This window comes from Nocardioides psychrotolerans (assembly GCF_900113685.1).
Lineage (GTDB): Bacteria > Actinomycetota > Actinomycetes > Propionibacteriales > Nocardioidaceae > Nocardioides > Nocardioides psychrotolerans.
The window spans coordinates 30486-47274 of record NZ_FOQG01000001.1; the positions used below are offsets into that span (position 1 = coordinate 30486).

The 16789-nt window shown below is 70.6% G+C and carries 17 protein-coding genes; 8 read left to right on the forward strand and 9 right to left on the reverse strand.

Annotated elements, in window-relative coordinates; all coding sequences use genetic code 11:
* Positions 1 to 3: 3 nt before the first annotated feature.
* From BM204_RS00140 to BM204_RS00160, 5 genes are all read right to left on the reverse strand, one after another.
* The gene (locus BM204_RS00140) at positions 4 to 1110 is read right to left on the reverse strand and encodes a 5-(carboxyamino)imidazole ribonucleotide synthase (protein WP_246165805.1); all 1107 of its coding nucleotides are present in this window, start codon (positions 1108 to 1110) and stop codon (positions 4 to 6) included.
* Positions 1111 to 1195: 85 nt separating this feature from the next.
* On the reverse strand, positions 1196 to 1522 hold the full coding sequence (locus tag BM204_RS00145; protein ID WP_091110006.1) for a winged helix-turn-helix domain-containing protein: 327 nt from the start codon (positions 1520 to 1522) through the stop codon (positions 1196 to 1198).
* Between the two features lie 127 nt (positions 1523 to 1649).
* Positions 1650 to 2621: an adenylate/guanylate cyclase domain-containing protein gene (locus BM204_RS00150; protein ID WP_091109415.1), complete on the reverse strand. Its 972-nt coding sequence runs from the start codon at positions 2619 to 2621 to the stop codon at positions 1650 to 1652.
* 30 nt (positions 2622 to 2651) lie between these two features.
* Complete coding sequence (locus BM204_RS00155) at positions 2652 to 3158, reverse strand: PH domain-containing protein (protein WP_091109416.1); 507 nt, start codon at positions 3156 to 3158, stop codon at positions 2652 to 2654.
* 12 nt (positions 3159 to 3170) lie between these two features.
* Positions 3171 to 3992: a biotin--[acetyl-CoA-carboxylase] ligase gene (locus tag BM204_RS00160; RefSeq protein WP_246165799.1), complete on the reverse strand. Its 822-nt coding sequence runs from the start codon at positions 3990 to 3992 to the stop codon at positions 3171 to 3173.
* A gap of 68 nt (positions 3993 to 4060) precedes the next feature.
* Between BM204_RS00160 and BM204_RS00165 the strand changes: the two genes are divergently transcribed.
* The 8 genes from BM204_RS00165 (at position 4061) to BM204_RS00200 (ending at position 12672) form a co-directional block, all read left to right on the forward strand.
* Positions 4061 to 5704, forward strand: coding sequence for an acyl-CoA carboxylase subunit beta (locus BM204_RS00165; RefSeq protein ID WP_091109418.1), 1644 nt, complete (start codon positions 4061 to 4063; stop codon positions 5702 to 5704).
* Positions 5704 to 5940 carry an acyl-CoA carboxylase subunit epsilon gene (locus tag BM204_RS00170; RefSeq protein ID WP_091109419.1) on the forward strand — a complete coding sequence of 79 codons (237 nt, stop codon included), beginning with the start codon at positions 5704 to 5706 and terminating at the stop codon, positions 5938 to 5940. Before BM204_RS00165 ends, BM204_RS00170 begins: the two co-directional genes overlap by 1 nt.
* A 52-nt stretch (positions 5941 to 5992) precedes the next feature.
* The gene (locus tag BM204_RS00175) at positions 5993 to 7702 is read left to right on the forward strand and encodes an alkaline phosphatase D family protein (protein WP_091109421.1); all 1710 of its coding nucleotides are present in this window, start codon (positions 5993 to 5995) and stop codon (positions 7700 to 7702) included.
* 90 nt (positions 7703 to 7792) lie between these two features.
* Entirely contained in the window at positions 7793 to 7987 is a 195-nt protein-coding gene (locus BM204_RS00180; RefSeq protein ID WP_091109422.1) for a hypothetical protein, read from the forward strand.
* Positions 7988 to 8047: 60 nt separating this feature from the next.
* Positions 8048 to 9724: a DUF885 domain-containing protein gene (locus BM204_RS00185; protein WP_218031114.1), complete on the forward strand. Its 1677-nt coding sequence runs from the start codon at positions 8048 to 8050 to the stop codon at positions 9722 to 9724.
* A gap of 31 nt (positions 9725 to 9755) precedes the next feature.
* Positions 9756 to 10364, forward strand: a complete 609-nt coding sequence (locus BM204_RS00190; RefSeq protein WP_091109424.1) for a Maf family protein — start codon at positions 9756 to 9758, stop codon at positions 10362 to 10364.
* Between the two features lie 98 nt (positions 10365 to 10462).
* Positions 10463 to 11959 (forward strand): glycosyltransferase family 2 protein, encoded by a 1497-nt coding sequence (locus BM204_RS00195; protein WP_091109426.1) that lies wholly within the window; start codon positions 10463 to 10465, stop codon positions 11957 to 11959.
* The gene (locus BM204_RS00200; protein WP_091109427.1) at positions 11956 to 12672 is read left to right on the forward strand and encodes a hypothetical protein; all 717 of its coding nucleotides are present in this window, start codon (positions 11956 to 11958) and stop codon (positions 12670 to 12672) included. The genes BM204_RS00195 and BM204_RS00200 overlap by 4 nt, the downstream gene beginning before the upstream one ends.
* A 42-nt stretch (positions 12673 to 12714) precedes the next feature.
* Here the strand turns inward: BM204_RS00200 and BM204_RS00205 are convergent, their stop codons facing one another.
* The 4 genes from BM204_RS00205 to BM204_RS00220 form a co-directional block, all read right to left on the reverse strand.
* A complete protein-coding gene (locus BM204_RS00205) occupies positions 12715 to 13791 on the reverse strand; it encodes a response regulator transcription factor (RefSeq protein ID WP_091109429.1) in 1077 nt (358 codons plus the stop codon).
* A 58-nt stretch (positions 13792 to 13849) separates the two neighbouring features.
* The gene (locus tag BM204_RS00210) at positions 13850 to 14851 is read right to left on the reverse strand and encodes a glycoside hydrolase family 6 protein (RefSeq protein WP_170259050.1); all 1002 of its coding nucleotides are present in this window, start codon (positions 14849 to 14851) and stop codon (positions 13850 to 13852) included.
* A gap of 34 nt (positions 14852 to 14885) precedes the next feature.
* Entirely contained in the window at positions 14886 to 16058 is a 1173-nt protein-coding gene (locus tag BM204_RS00215) for an acyl-CoA dehydrogenase family protein (protein WP_091109432.1), read from the reverse strand.
* Positions 16059 to 16121: 63 nt separating this feature from the next.
* The gene (locus tag BM204_RS00220; RefSeq protein WP_091109434.1) at positions 16122 to 16769 is read right to left on the reverse strand and encodes a hypothetical protein; all 648 of its coding nucleotides are present in this window, start codon (positions 16767 to 16769) and stop codon (positions 16122 to 16124) included.
* Positions 16770 to 16789: the final 20 nt, after the last annotated feature.

Sequence of the window (16789 nt, forward strand, 5' to 3'; positions counted from 1 at the left end):
GGATCACTCGCTCTCGTTGCCGAGGTCGCCGCGGAACCACGCCGCGGCGTGCCGCGCGCGCTCCAGGCAGTCCTCGAGATCGTCGCCGTAGGCATTGACGTGGCCGACCTTGCGGCCGGGGCGCAGCTCCTTGCCATAGAGGTGCACGCGCAGGTGGGGGTCCCGGGCCATCGCGTGGGGATAGCCGTCGTAGAGACGCCCGACCTCCGCGTCGGGACCCCCGAGGATGTTGACCATCACCGTCCACCGGGCCCGAGGTGCCGGCGAGCCGAGGGGCAGGTCCATCACCGCACGCAGGTGGTTCTCGAACTGCGAGGTGACCGCGCCGTCCTGGGTCCAGTGACCGGTGTTGTGCGGACGCATCGCGAGCTCGTTGACGAGCACGTGACCGTCGGTCGTCTCGAACAGCTCGACGGCCAGGATGCCGGTGACGTCGAGAGCGCCGGCGATCCGCAGCGCGATCTGCTGGGCGTGCGCCGCGAGCTCGGGGTCGAGGTCGGGCGCCGGGGCGACGACCTCGTGGCAGATGCCGTCCTTCTGGGTGGAGGCGACGATCGGGTAGGCCGCCGCCTGACCGCTCGGCGAGCGCGCCACCAGGGCCGACAGCTCGCGGCGGAAGGCCACCTTCTGCTCGGCGAGCAGACCGACCCCGCTCCCGGCGGCGACCCGCAGGGGCTCGGCGCAGTCCTCGACCGTGTCGACGAACCACACCCCCTTGCCGTCATAGCCACCGCGGGTCGTCTTGAGGACGCACGGCAGCCCGAAGGCCTCGACGTCGGCGAGGGAGGAGACCAGCGCGTTGCGGGGGCACGGCACCTCGAGCTCTGCCAGACGCGCGCGCATGACGCCCTTGTCCTGTGCGTGCACCAACGCCTCCGGCCCCGGTCGCACGGCGTGCCCCGCGGCCACGAGCGCGTGCAGGTGCTCGGTGGGCACGTGCTCGTGGTCGAAGGTGACCACGGCACACCCGTCGGTCACCTGCAGCAGGGTGTCGAGGTCGGTGTAGTCACCGACCAGCTGGTCCGGGATGACCTGGGCGGCCGAGACCCCCTCGGCCTCGGCCAGCAGTCGCAGCGGCAGGCCGAGCGCGATCGCGGGCTGGGCCATCATCCGGGCGAGCTGTCCACCGCCGATCACGGCGAGGGTCGGCGCGAGCTCTGGCACGCCGAAACCCTAGCCCCCGGGCGGGTGGCCCCTAGACCGACGCCCCACCGTGGACGGGCTCGGTGACCTCGAAGCGCAGGCCACGCCCGCGGATCGTCGTGATCAGTGTCGGTCGACGGGTGTCGTCGCCGAGCTTGCGCCGGACCCAGCCGAGGTGCACGTCGATGGTCTTCGAGGAGCTCCAGAAGCTCGTGTTCCAGACCTCGCGCATGAGCTCGTCCCGCGTGACGATCTCCCCGGCCCGCGAGATCAGCGCGTGCACGAGGTCGAACTCCTTGCGGGACAGAGCGACCTCGACGCCCGCTCTCCACGCGCGCCGGGTCTGCGGGTCGAGCCGCACATCCTGGACCTCGAGCACAGCCACAATCTAGGGCGTGGAGGACACGTGGCCGGGGTCGATCCGTGCAACTGGCACCGACCGGACTAGCCCGCATTCGGTCCAGGTGGACCCCGCCGAAAACGGGCCGTGACGGACCCACCGACGCTCAGTGCCGTCGTACGGCGACGGGCTCGACGAGGCCGAAGCCGCGCACGGGGCGCGCGGGCAACCGTCGGGTCTCGAACTGGTCGACCGGCAGCAGCGCAGCGGTGGCGGCGTCGATGATGATCCGGTTGCGCCGGGCGACGGCGGTCAGCCGGGCGGCCATGTTGACCGGCGGTCCGAACACGTCGCCCAGGCGCATGATCACCGACCCGCTCGCCAGTCCGACCCGCACGTCAGGCATGCGCGAGTCGCGGCCGATGACGTTGATGATCCCCTCGGCGGTGTCGTAGGCGGCGATCGGGTCGTCGTTCACGAAGAGCACCGAGTCGCCGAGGCTCTTGATGACGCGGCCCCGCTGGGTGGCGATGACGTCGGCGCAGCGCGACTCGAAGAGCTCGACGAGGTCACCGACCTTCTCGCGGGAGATCTCGTTGGAGAGCGCGGTGAAGCTGACGATGTCGGCGAAGCCAACGCTCACCCGGGTGGTGTGCAGGTCCTCCTCGCTGGCGCTCATCGCCTGCATGCGCACGACGGCGGCGGCCAGGTGACGGCGCCAGGCATAGATCAGGAGTGACTCGAAGGGCTCACTGAGGTCCTCGATCATCCGCAACGCCGAGCCGACCCGGGTGCCGGTGGCCTGGTCGCCAGCCTCGAGCTCCTCGACACGGTGGACCAGCGCGCCCACCTCCCAGTCGGCGAGCCGGGCCATGGTCTGGCCGACGCCGCGCGTGAGGTTGACGGCGAGGTCGAGGTCGAAAAGCCCGGCGTCGATCGCATCGACGACCGTGGCGACAGCACCGACGTCGGCGCTGGTGAAGGCGCGCTCGTTGCCGTGCTCGGGGAAGCCGAGCGCGCGCCACAGCCGCCGCGTCTCGTCCAGGCTGATGCCCGACTCCTCGGCCACGTCCGCAGCGCTGAAGAGCGGGACCTCACCCAGGATCGCGCGCTCGAGGGAGTTTTCATTGTCTGTCATGCCAGCTCCGACCGGTGTGCGACCCGGCGCTCAGTCTCCTTCTTCGCGGTCGGCGGCTCCGCCGTGCAGCTCGTGGAGCAGCTCGTTGAGCCGGCGCTGGCTCTCCTCGACCCGAGGGATGTCCGGCAGCAGCACCTGGCCGTGGGTGCTGGCGTCGCTGATGACGAGCGTGCCGCAGCCCAGCATCCGGTCGATGATGCCCAGCTCGTAGGCGACGTCGCTGATGCGCGAGAGGGGGATGTCGTGGCCGCGCCGGGTCAGGATGCCGTGGCGGGTGATGAGGCGTCGGTTGGTGAAGGTGTAGGACGCGAAGTACCAGTCGAGCGTGGGCCACACGGCGAACCAGAGGATCCCGACCAGCATCAGGCCCCACACGACCAGCTGCGCGGTCGAGCTGTCGACGTAGACCTGGAAGGCGACGCCTCCGGCGAGGAAGACGATCAGCGCCAGGAGGGGCACGAGGAGCGCCTTGGGGTGCGTACGGGTGCTGACGACGATGTGCTCGCCGGCGTTCAACAGCTTCTGCGAGAGGGCCACGCACGGATCATGTCACTGATCGAGCGGTCTGACGTGGACCACGTCACCAGCGGCCACGGGCGTCGGGCCGTCCGGGCCGTCCACGACCAGTCGCCCTCCCGGGTCGACCCTGGTGGCCCGGCCGGTCAGCACGGAGCCGTCGGGCAGGTCGACCCGCACGTCCTGCCCGACGGTGACGCAGGCGTCCGCGTAGGACTCGGCCAGGCGCAACCCGGTGTGGTCGCCGCCTGCCTGCCATGCGTCGTAGGCCTCACGCAGGGTGCTGAGCACCGAGAGCAGCACCTCCGTGCGGTCGGGCCCGGCGTCGCCCGCCTCGATGGCCAGCGAGGTCGCCGTCGGCACCGGCAGCTCGTCGGTGCGCATGCCGACGTTGAGACCGACCCCGACGACCGCGGCGGGGCCGTCGCGGGTCTCGATCCGCTCGATCAGGATGCCGGCAACCTTCTTGTCGCCGATGAGGACGTCGTTGGGCCACTTCACCCCCGCGTCGTAGCCCTGCGCCTTGAGCGCCTTGCCCACGGCGTAGCCCGTCAGGAGGGGCAGCCACGGCCACGACCGCGTGGGCACGACAGGACGCAGGACCATCGAGAACGTCAGGGCGGTGCCGGGCGGGGTCTCCCAGGTCCGGTCGAGCCGCCCCCGACCCGCGGTCTGGTGCTCGGCCACGACGACGTGCCCGTCGGCAGCACCCTCCTGGGCGCGCCGGACGGCCAGCGCATTGGTCGAGGCGGCCGTCTCGACCACCTCGATGGTGACGTCGGGGATCTCGTCCGACCCGATGCCGGTGAGGCGGGACTTGTCGAGGGGTGGGCGCACAGCGGGGTCCGAGGTCACGCGCACTACCCTGTCGCAGCAGACGCTAAGAGGCCAGCACCAGACGGCCGAAACCAGGAGAGATTCGCGTGAGCGCACAGCCCGGAGAAGGCACCGACGTCCCGCAGGACGTCGACATCCACACGACGGCCGGCAAGCTGGCCGACCTCGAGCAGCGGCTCGACGAGGCGGTCCACGCCGGCTCGGCGAAGGCGGTCGAGAAGCAGCACGCCAAGGGCCGTTGGACGGCCCGCGAGCGGATCGAGCACCTTTTCGACGAGGGCTCCTTCGTCGAGCTCGACGAGCTCGCACGGCACCGCTCGGTCGCCTTCGGTCTGGAGAAGAACCGTCCCTACGGCGACGGCGTCATCACCGGCTACGGCACGATCGACGATCGCCAGGTCTGCGTCTTCTCGCAGGACTTCACCGTCTTCGGCGGCTCGCTCGGCGAGGTCTACGGCGAGAAGATCACCAAGGTCATGGATCTGGCCATCAAGACCGGCTGCCCGATCATCGGCATCAACGAGGGCGCGGGCGCCCGCATCCAGGAGGGCGTCGTCTCCCTGGGCCTCTACGGCGAGATCTTCCGCCGCAACGTGCACGCCTCGGGCGTCATCCCCCAGATCAGCCTGATCATGGGCAACTGCGCGGGTGGCCACGTCTACTCCCCTGCGGTCACCGACTTCACGATCATGGTCGACAAGACCTCCGCGATGTTCATCACCGGGCCCGACGTCATCAAGACCGTCACCGGCGAGGACGTCTCGATGGAGGACCTCGGCGGCGCCCGCACCCACAACACCAAGTCGGGCAACGCCCACTACATGGGTGCTGACGAGGAAGACGCCCTGGAGTACACCAAGGCGCTGCTGTCCTACCTGCCTCAGAACAACCTCAACGAGCCGCCGTTCTACGACGACGCCGCCGACATGGAGGTCACCGACCTCGACCGCTCGCTGGACGTGCTCATCCCCGACTCGCCCAACCAGCCCTACGACATGCACGACGTGCTCACCGCCATCCTCGACACCGAGGGCGGTGAGAGGGGCGAGTTCCTCGAGGTCATGCCGCTCTTCGCGCCCAACCTGATCATCGGCTACGGCCGGGTCGAGGGCCGCTCGGTCGGCATCGTCGCCAACCAGCCGATGCAGTTCGCCGGCACGCTGGACATCAACGCCTCCGAGAAGGCCGCCCGCTTCGTGCGCACCTGCGACGCCTTCAACATCCCGGTCCTCACCTTCGTCGACGTGCCCGGCTTCCTGCCCGGCACCGACCAGGAGTGGAACGGCATCATCCGCCGCGGCGCCAAGCTGATCTACGCCTACTCCGAGGCGACCGTCCCGCTGGTCACCGTCATCACCCGCAAGGCCTACGGCGGCGCCTACGACGTCATGGGCTCCAAGCACCTCGGCGCCGACATCAACGTCGCGTGGCCCACCGCCCAGATCGCCGTCATGGGCGCCCAGGGCGCGGCCAACATCGTGCACCGCAAGGAGCTCGCCCAGCTCAAGGACGACGGTGGCTCCGCCGAGGAGGTGGAGGCGCGCCGTGCCGAGCTGATCGACGAGTACGAGACCACGTTGGCCAACCCCTACATCGCCGCCGAGCGCGGCTACATCGACGCGGTCATCACACCCCACGAGACCCGCATCGAGATCGTCCGGGCCCTGCGCCTGCTCCGCTCCAAGCGGGTCACCCTCCCGGCCAAGAAGCACGGGAACATCCCGCTCTGATGGCCGAGCACAACGAGGCTGCCGCAGCTCCCGACACCCGCCCGCTGCTGCGGGTCGTCGGCAGCGACGCCACCCCGGAGGAGATCGCCGCGCTGGTCGCGGTGTTCGCCGCCCTGGGCTCCGGCGACGTGCCCGCCCCCCGTCATGCGCCGCAGTGGCAGTCGCCGCACCGCAAGGTCCGCCAGACGCTGCCCCACGGGCCCGGCGGCTGGCGGGCCAGCGGTCTGCCCCGCTGAGCGGCGCCCGGCGAGCACCACCCCCGCCCACCCATGTGAAACGCTGCGCAGCATGACGGAACTCAGGCTCGGGCCGCTGCTGCGCCACGTCGACGAGACGAGCGCCAGCGTGTGGGTGGAGACCGCGTCGGCGGGCACCGTGACCATCACCGCGGGCAATCACACCGGAAGCGCCCCGACGTTTCGCGTGCACGACCACCACTACGCGCTGGTGTGCGTCGATGGTCTCCAGCCGGGCAGCAAGACGCCCTACACCGTCACGTTCGGCGGCGAGCTGGTCTGGCCGATCGCCGACTCGCCCTACCCGCCCTCGGTGATCCCGACCCTCGACCACGCCAAGCCGCTGCGGATGGCGTTCGGGTCCTGCCGCACCTCGGTGGGCCACGGCAAGGCGGGCAACGACACCCACGGCGTCGACGCGCTGCGTGCCTACGCCCTGCGCATGGCGGGCGTCACCGACACCGCACACCCCGACGACCCCGACCCGGGCGAGGAGGTGCGCTGGCCCGACCTGGTGCTCTTCCTCGGCGACCAGGTCTACGCCGACGAGACCACCGACGAGATGACGGCCTTCATCGAGTCGCGTCGCGACATCGAGCAGGCGCCGTGGACCGAGCTGAAGGACTACGAGGAGTACGCCCACCTCTACTGCCTGGCCTGGTCCGACCCGGCCAACCGCTGGCTGCTCTCGACCGTGCCGACGGCGATGATCTTCGACGACCACGACATCCGCGACGACTGGAACACCTCGCGCGCGTGGAAGGACGAGATGGAGGCCACCGACTGGTGGCACGGGCGCATCGTGGCCGGGCTCGGCTCCTACTGGGTCCACCAGCACCTCGGGAACCTCTCGCCCGACGAGCGCGCCGAGGACGAGATCTGGCAGCGCATCGTCGGCTCCGACGGCTCCGAGGAGTACGACGCCAGCGCGCTGCTGGACGCGTTCGCCGAGCGCGCCGACCAGGAGCCGTCGTCCTACCGATGGAGCTTCGCACGCGACTTCGGCGACCAGGCGCGGCTGGTGGTCGTCGACTCGCGCGCTGCGCGGGTGCTCGACCCGGAGCACCGAAGCCTCTTCGACGACGAGGAGCTCGCCTGGCTTGACGGCCAGCTCTGCGGCGGCTTCGACCACCTGCTGATCGGGACCTCGCTGCCGTTCCTGCTCGCTCCGGGACTGCACTACGTGGAGGCGTTCAGCGAGGCCCTCGCCGGCGGCGCCTGGGGCAAGCGCCTGGCCTCACGAGGCGAGACGATCCGTCAGGTCGCCGACCTCGAGCACTGGGCGGCGTTCCAGGAGGCCTTCAAGACGGTCACCGCGATGGTGCTCGAGGTGGCCCGCGGCGAGCGCGGCGATGCCCCGGGGACCGTCACCTTCCTCTCTGGCGACGTCCACCACAGCTATGTGTCCGAGGCCCGTCCCACCCGCCGCGGCAACCGCGGCCAGGCCCCCACCCGCAGCCGGATCATCCAAGCGGTCTGCTCCCCCATCCGCAACCCGCTCTCCCGCAAGTGGCGCTTCGCCACGGCGTTCCTGTCCTACGGCGTCGCCGGGCCGATCGGGCACGTGGTGGCCCGCTCCGCCAAGGTCCCCAACGCTGCGATGACGTGGAAGCTGCTCAAGGGTCCGTGGTTCGACAACAACCTCGCGACCCTCGAGGTCACCGGCCGCGGCCTGCGCATGTGGTGGGCCAGGGGACAGGTCGACGGCGACGACCACGAGCACCCGAGGCTCATGACCGTCGCCGACCTGACCGTCGACTGACGTCAGGCCCCGACGTCAGGATCAGCGCGAGGGACGCACCCGCCCGGGGGCGAAGAGCGCCGCGACCACGGCCACCAGGCCCGCGCCGGCATGGGCGCGATCTTCCAGACCCTGATGACCACCGGCTGCGACCCCGACCGCGCCAAGGACTTCATCGCCCAGGGCATGCTGCTCAACGTGATGATGTCGATGCACGCCCCCGAGCACGCCGTCGAGGGCGACGACATCTTCGGCCTCACCACCTGCGCCTTCGGCGAGATGCTGCCCGCACTCGCCGGCGACTGAGCGCCACCCGCCCTGACAAACCCCTCGCCCCCGGGAGCGGCGCGTGGCTAGGGTCGAGGGGTGACGACCGAGCGCAGCATCGACGCCGCCAGCGAGGCCTACCTCGTCCGCTCCTGCACCCTCGACCCGGTCCTCGCGACCTACCTCGGGGTGGCCGGTCACGAGGGAGAGCTGCCCGACTACTCCCCTGACGGCTTCGAGGAGCGCGAGCAGGTCACTCGGGCCGCCTACACCGGCGTGGCCGCCGCCACGCCCGTCGACGAACGCGAGACGGTCGCGCGCGAGGCGTTCCTCGAGCGGCTCGGCCTCGAGATCGAGACGATGGACGCCGGCACGTTGCGGTGCCAGGTCAGCGTGATCGACAGCCCGTTGCACGAGCTGCGGCAGGTCTTCGACCTCATGTCGACCGATGACGAGGAGGGGTGGACCCAGGTCGACCGCCGACTGGCCGCGATCCCCGAGCGGCTGCGCGGCTTCCGCGCCACGCTCGAGGAGGAGGCCGCCCGTGGGCACGTCGTCGCGACCCGCCAGTACGTCGAGGTGGCCCAGCAGGTGCGCGGGTGGACCGGGCAGGAGGGCGCCGGGGGTGACTTCTTCGCCGGGCTCGCCTCCCGCGGACCCCAGTCCCTGCTGGGATCCCTCACCACCCACGCCTCTGCCGCTACCGCTTCGTACGCCGAGCTCGGCCGCTTCCTCGAGCAAGACCTGGCTCCACGAGGACGCGAGAGGGAAGCGGTCGGCCGCGAGCGCTACGCCCTGGAGTCGCGGCGCTTCCTGGGCGCCACCGTCGACCTCGAGGAGACCTACGCCTGGGGCTGGGAGGAGCTGGAACGGCTCGCCGACGACATGGCCGCCACCGCCGACCGGATCCTGCCGGGCGCCGCACTCCCCGAGGCCATCGCCCACCTCGACGCCGACCCGGCCCGCCGGATCGTGGGCCGCGAGGCGTTCCGCGACTGGATGCAGGAGCTGGCCGACCGCACCGTCGCCGACCTGGACGGCACCCACTTCGACATCCCCGAGCAGATCCGCACCATCGAGTGCTGCCTGGCCCCCACCAACGACGGCGGCATCTACTACACCGGCCCGTCGGAGGACTTCGTGCGCCCGGGCCGGATGTGGTGGTCGGTCCCCGACGGCATCACCTCGTTCTCCCCCTGGCGCGAGGTCACGACGGTCTTCCACGAGGGCGTCCCGGGCCACCACCTCCAGGTCGGGCAGACCGCTGTGCGCCGGGACCTGCTCAACCGTTGGCAGCGCCTCATGTGCTGGGTGAGCGGTCACGGCGAGGGCTGGGCGCTCTACGCCGAGCGGCTGATGGACGACCTCGGCTACCTCGCCGACCCGGCCGACCGCCTCGGGATGCTCGACGGCCAGTCGTTACGCGCAGCCCGGGTGATCATCGACATCGGCATGCACCTCGAGCTCGCCATCCCCACCGACAACCCCTTCGGCTTCCACCCGGGTGAGACCTGGACGCCCGCGCTCGGGCGGGAGTTCATGGGCCAGCACTGCTCGATGGAGCCGGCCGTCATCGACTTCGAGGTCAAGCGCTACCTCGGCTGGCCGGGACAGGCACCGTCCTACAAGGTCGGCGAGCGAATCTGGCTCGAGGCCCGTGACGAGGCGCGAGCTCGGCAGGGCGAGGCCTTCGACCTCAAGGCCTTCCACCGGGCAGCGCTCGACCTCGGCTCCCTGGGACTCGATCCGCTCAGGGCCGCCCTCGCCCGGATCTGACGCAGGGACAGGCCTGTCTAGGCTGGCGTCCATGACCACGCTCGTCCTCGCCTCCGCCTCCCCCGCCCGGCTCGCGACCCTGCGCAGCGCCGGGGTGGATCCGCTGGTGATCGTCTCCGGTGTCGACGAGTCCCAGCTCGACGGGCTGCCCCCGGCCGAGCTCGCCCTCCAGCTGGCTGAGCTGAAGTGCGCGGCCGTCGCAGCGCGGGACGACGTCCCGGCCGACGCCCTGGTGCTGGGCTGCGACTCCGTGCTCGAGCTCGACGGGGCCGCGCTGGGCAAGCCGGTCGACGCAGCCGACGCCGTACGCCGATGGCAGACGATGCGGGGACGCTCCGCCGCCCTGCACACCGGGCACAGCCTGCGCGTGGTCGCTTCGGGGCGCGTCGCCGCGGCCACGGCGTCGACCACCGTCCACTTCGCCGACGTCACCGACGACGAGATCCTGGCCTACGTCGCCACGGGTGAGCCGCTCCACGTGGCGGGTGCCTTCACCGTCGACGGACTCGGCGGGGCCTTCGTGACGGGCATCGAGGGTGACTTCCACAATGTGGTCGGCGTGAGCCTGCCGCTCGTGCGCTCGCTCCTCGCCGAGCTGGGCCAGTCGTGGACCGAGCTCTGGCGAAGCGGTCCTGCTTGAGCAGATCTTGAGGAATGATGGAGGAACCGCCCGGTCGCCCTTGAGGGTCGCCCAGCAGACTTGGGACATCAGGGTCTGAGCACCAAAGGGGTTTCCACGTGAACGGCAACACGAGCGGCCGCGACGCTGCACCTCCGCCGCCGGCGACCGAGTCGCTCTCCGTCCTCGGTGATGACTACGTGCGCACCCCCGACCCCCACCTCGCCGCCTACGAGAGCAGCTTCCTCGGCGCGGTCGACGATCTCCCGACGTACCGTCCCAGCGTGGGCTGCATCATCCCGGCCTACAACGAGGGCGAGACCATCGCCGGCGTCCTCGACTCGTTGCTCCAGCAGACGCGCCTGCCCGACACGATCCACGTCATCGTCAACAACACCAGCGACGAGTCCGTCGAGGTCGCCAGCCACTACGCCGGCCCGCACACCCGCATGACGGCCTCGGGCGAGCAGAATACGATCGTCTACGTCCACGACATCGGCAAGAACCCGGACAAGAAGGTCGGCGCCCTCAACTACGGCTACTCGCTGGTCGAGCACATGGACTTCCTGCTCGGCGTCGACGGGGACACCACGCCCGAGCCCGACGCGATCCAACACCTCGTCGACGAGATCGCCAGCGACGACCGCATCGGTGGCATCTCGGCCATCTACTCGATCGACGACAGCGCCTTGGACGGCCCGATGGCCAAGTTCCTCATCGCCGGCCAGCGCGCGCAGTTCTCCGCCTTCAACATGCAGAACCTCCTCAAGGGCCGCAACATGGCGGTCCTCGGCGGCCAGTTCTCCATCTTCTCCACCCAGGCGCTGCGCGACGTCATGCGCGACAGCCACCAGCGCACGCCGTGGGTCAAGGACTCCGAGGTCGAGGACTCGCTGCTCTCGCTGCAGATCAAGAGCGCCGGCTACCTCACCAAGATCAGCGCCTTCGCCCGGGCCCACGTGGGTGGCATGACCACGCTGCGCTCGCTGGACGCCCAGCAGGTGAAGTGGAACTTCGGCGCCATCGACCTGATGTGGCCCGGTCAGCGCGGCGACACCAAGGGCCAGCCGTTGCACCCCAACCTGCGCCTGCGCTGGTTCGAGCACATGTCGATGGTCGTCAACATCGTCACGCGCCTGATGTTCGCCCTCCTGCTGGCCGGCTCGCTCTCGATCAGCGCCTTCGTCTTCAGCCCGCTGTGGCTGATCCCCCCGGCCTCTGCGGTCTTGCTCAACTGGCGGGTCGCCCGCTCGATGGAGTTCGCCAACAAGCGCGACTACCTCTTCGCGATGCTGCTGGCGCCGGCCGAGGTCTACATGTGGATCCGCATGGGCCACTTCGTCCGCGCCTGGCTGAAGTTCTTCAGCAAGCAACAGACCGACAACTGGGCCGCGCAGGCGAAGGCCGAGCGAGGCAAGGGCACCGCCTGGCTCTACCCCTTCCTGGTCCTGTTCGTGTTCTTCATCGCGGCCGGGGTCGCGTGGGTCCAGGTCCCGATCCAGCTGCAGTCAGACATCCTCGCGGTGGGGTGGCCCATCCTGGGCATCATCACCGTGTTGCAGACTGCGTGGATGCTCATCAAGGGAAGCAAGCGATACCGAGGGTTCACGGCATGACCACCAGACTGCGACGCGGCCCGCGGGCCGCGCTCATCACGCTGCTCCTCTCCGTCGCCCTCTCGGGCTGCTCGATGCTCAGCGGGAACGAGGAAGACCCTGCGGCCGAGCCGAGCGCGAGCCCGACGCCGACGGAGACGCCCTACGACTCGCAGTTCACCCGGGATGGCACCTTCCAGTCCCACATCGACATCAACGGCGTCGACTTCGTCTACACGCTCTACCCGACCAAGTCGACCCCCCGCACCAACGAGTGGTTCCCGCGGGGCAACAAGTTCTTCTCCTTCACCTTCCAGGCCTACGACCTCGACCGCGCCCTGCGCGACCCCTACCGGACCAAGCGCAAGGTCTACCTCGAACAGATCAAGGTCACCTCGATCACCAAGACCGCCAAGGGTCGCGGGACGAGCAGGCCCTACGCGCTCGACGCCGAGGCACGTCGGATCACCTTCGACCCTGAGCCCCTGACGACGAAGTACGGCATGGCCATCACCTCGCCCAAGGGTGCCTTCGAGCTCCGCAACCAGCGGATCCGGCCGATGCCGCTCGACACCCGTGGGGTCGACCTGATGTTCACCGCCACCGTGTGGGTCCAGGAGTCGCCCGGGAGCGACCGCTTCACGAAGCGCGAGATCAAGCAGACCGTCCCGATCTCGATCTTCGAGTCGGACCAGCCGACCAAGGTCGCCAGGATCCCCGTCAACGCCAACTGACGCCGACTGACACCGGGCCTGCCCGGAGACGTCGGCGGCGGATCAGCTCTCGGCGAGCCGGTAGCCGACGCCGCGGACGGTCTCGATGAAGCGCGGCGTGGCGCCGTCGTCCCCGAGCTTGCGGCGCAGGCTGGTGATATTGGCCTCGACGGCGCGTTTGTCCGCCTCGTTGACGAAGTACGACGTGACGTACTGCTGGCCACGCATCGTCAGCACCAGGTCGGCCTTGCTGCGCACGCGACGACCGGTGCCCAGCAACGAGGCGAGCAGGTCGAACTCGGCGCGGGTCAGGTCCACGGACCCACCGCCGACGCTGACCACACGGGCCTCCTGGTCGAGGGCCAGTCCGTTGAAGCGCAACGAGCCACCCTCACCGCCTGCGACCGCGCCGCCCTGCGCCACGGCAGGTGTCACGGGCTGCGTCACGGGGTAGGCCGGCTCCGGCGGCTGGTAGGCCGGCTGCGGCGGCTGGTAGACCGGTTCCGGCGGCTGGTAGACCGGCTCCCGCGGCTGGTAGACCGGCTCCGGCGCGGCGGGAGGCTGGGGCGCCCGGGGCACGACGGGGGGCTGCTGCACAGGATGCTGCACGAGATGGGGGGCCGACGGCGCGACGGAGGCCGGCGGGACCCCTGCCGTCAGCTCACGAGCGGCCTTGGCCGCCCACGACTCCTCGGGCGGCGGGACCAGGGCGACGGGCTGGGGGGCCGTTCCGGCTCGGCCGGGCCCGACCGGGGAGTCCTGCCGGACGCGCGGCCGGCGCAACATCGAGTCGGCACGTGCGCGCAGCTCGCGCGGACGGAACGGCTTGACGAGGTAGTCGTCGGCGCCGGCCTCGAAGCCCTGGACGACGTCGATCTCGTCACCTAGGGAGGTGATGAAGATCAAGTAGGTGCTGCTGAACTCGCGCAACCGCTTGGCCACGGCGAAGCCGTCCATGCCTGGCATGTTGACGTCCAGCGTGGTGATCAGCGGGTTGTGCGCCCGCACCGCCTCGACACCTGCGACGCCGTCCGCGGCCACCACCGCGTGGAAGCCTGACTGGGTCAGCACGATCTCGATGAGGTCGCGAACGTCAGGATCGTCCTCGATGATGACCGCGGTCCACTCATTGCCCACCATGGCCTCACCTTAACCAACCGGGGGTCCCGGCGCGGCCTCGGCACGGCTCGCACCGTCGTCACCAACCAGACGCGGCCGCCAGCTCCCGCGTGCGCTCGGGCCAGAACTCGCCGGCCGCCGGACCGCCTTGACACTCGCCGTCGCTCTCCCCCGGTGGCTTCACCCACAGGTAGGCGTCGAGTCCCGACCCGTCGTCGACGATCTCGGGGTCCCGCCCGAAGGCCCGTCCCTCGGGGTTGCACCACTCGTCGATCGAGCCGCGACCGTTGCGTCCGCTGTCGATCACGTAGTGGACCCCGCCGAGCAGCCCGCTGAGCTCCTCGGCGTAGGCCCGCTCGTCGTCGTCGGTCTGGTAGTTGGAGACGTTGGCAGCGAAGCCGCGCACCGACTCCACCCCCACCTCGCGCAGCAGGTCAGCGAGGGCTCCGGTGTCGATCCAGTTGGAGTGGCCTCCGTCGACGTACGTCGTGACGCCGGCGGCCCGCAGCCGGTCGACGGCGTCGCGGATCAGTCGCACCCGCTGCTCACGCCGGTCGCACTCGAGGGCGGAGGCGAGCGCATCGGGCTCCACGACCGCGACTGCGCCGACTGCCGCGGTCGCGATCTCCTGCACCCATGGGCCGTACTGCGCCGCAGGGAGGCCCCCGGCGGAGAAGCCGCCCGTGCAGTCGCGGTCCGGGATGCCGTAGACGACGAATGTGGGCACCTGCCCGGCAGCCGCGGCCTCGGCCACGACCGCGCTCACCTTGGCGGCGACCTGACCGGGCGGGTACTCCTCGGGCGTCAGCCAGATGCCGGCCGGTGTCTCGGCGAGCCGGGTGAACACCCGGGCGGACTCGGTGTCACCGGCCCGCTCCGCCTGCGCGAGGGCCCGGGCCACCCGCGAGTCGGGGTCGGCGAACGGCGCACCGGTGGTGAACGGGTTGCCGTCGGCCGGTGCCAGCGTCGGCGTCGGCGTCGGCGTCGCGTCGATCGGCGCGCCGCTGCCGCCGCCACACCCGGCGAGCAGCGTCGTCAGCGCGAGGGTGACGAGCAGCAGCAGGCGTGGGATCAGGAGCACGCGCCCATCATGCCGTTCTGGTGGTGCCGCCACGTCACTCGACCGGCAGGCCGAGTCCCCGGGCGATGAGCATCCGCTGGACCTCGGAGGTGCCCTCGCCGATCTCGAGCACCTTGGCGTCACGGTAGAAGCGGGCGACGGGGTATTCCTCCATGAAGCCGTAGCCCCCGAAGACCTGCGTGGCGATCCGCGTCGCCGTGACGGCCGACTCGGTGCTGTAGAGCTTGGCCACCGAGGCGGCCTGCTTGAAGTCCTTCATCGGCGCGCCGGAGTCCTTCAGCCACGCTGCCCGGTAGGTCAGCAGCCGGCTCGCGTGGAGCATCGTCTCGAGGTCGGCGATCTGGAACGCGACGCCCTGCTTGCGCCCGATCGGGCCGCCGAAGGTCTGTCGCTCCCCCGCGTAGGCCAGCGCCATGTCGAGGCAGGCCTGGATGCAGCCGACCGAGAGCGCCGAGATCGCGACCCTGCCGTCGTCGAGCGTGGCGAGGAACTGCGCGTAGCCGCGCCCCTCGGCGCCGAGCAGGTGATCGGCAGGCACCCGGGCGTCCTCGAAGGACAACGGGTGGGTGTCGGAGGCGTGCCAGCCGAGCTTGTCGTAGGCCCTCTCGGCCGTGAATCCGGGTGTGCCGGCGGGCAGCATGATCACCGAGATCGCCGGCTTGCCATCCTCGCGGGTCCCGGTGCGGGCGGTGACGTTGACCAGGCTGGTGATGTCGGAGCCGGAGTTGGTGATGAACTGCTTGGAGCCGTTGACGACCCACTCGCCGTCGTGGAGCTCGGCCTTGGTGCGGGTCGCACCGGCGTCGGACCCGGCGCCGGGCTCGGTGAGGCCGAAGCCGGCGAGCTTCTCCCCTGCGACCAGCTCGGGCAGCCAGCGCTGCTTCTGCTCCTCGGTGCCGTAGGTGAGGATCGGGTTGATGCCCAGACCGACACCGGCCTGCAGGGTGATCCCCATCGACTGGTCGACGCGACCGATCTCCTCGATCGCCACGCACAGGCTGGTGAAGTCGCCGTCCTCGCCCGCGCCGCCGAACTCCTCCGGGGCGGTCAGGCCGAAGAGCCCGAGCTTGCCCATCTGGTGCACGACGTCGATCGGGAAGTAGTGGTCGCGATCCCACTGCGCGGCGTACGGCGCGATCTCGGCCTCCGCGAACTCGCGGACGCTGCGGCGGAACTCCTCGTGCTCTCGGGTCAGGTCGAAGCTCATGGAGCCATGCTAGCCGCGGGGTTAGCGTTTGTTAACCAGCCCGCCGAACCAGCCCGCCGGGCGTCAGTCGCAGTTGTCGCAGAGCCCAGTGGCAGGGATTGCCATGAAGCAGCGTGGGCACACGGTGATCGGCCGGTCCGAAGCGGCGATCCGGGGCCTCACAGCTGGCTTCGCAGCGGCTGCCGCGCGCGGGGTGCGAGGCGCAGCACTCGTGCCGGCCGGTCGCGGGGCACGAGGAGCGCGCCTGCCCGGCGGCTCCGGGACCGGGGCGGGCTCCCCCCCGCCGGCCGGCGCCGAGCCGGCCCAGCGGTAGCACTCGAGACGGGCCGAGGACGCGTGCCTCTCGCGCTTGACCGGCTCGAGGATCGGGAGCCGGTCGTCGACTCGCAGCACGTCGTCGTAGGCCTCCCCCACCCACCGGGTGCGGGGGTCGACCACCAGCGCGGTCAGCGGTGGCTCCCCGTTGCGGCGACACAGGTGCGCCACCGGGAGGAGCACCTTGCCGAGCCAGGCGGTCTCCGGGCGGCTGGTGCGGATGCCGCTGGCCTCCTGCACCCGCTCGGCAAGGTCGGTCGTCGTGATGACGCCGTGGTAGTCGAAGGCGACCGTGCCGAGCACGTCGTAGGTCTGGTTCACCCAGGCCTCGAGGGCGATCGCCTCGGAGGTCGGGATGCCGGACGGTTCGCGCCAGAAGCCCTGTCGTGGTGCCACCGGTCGAGCATAGGCGCACC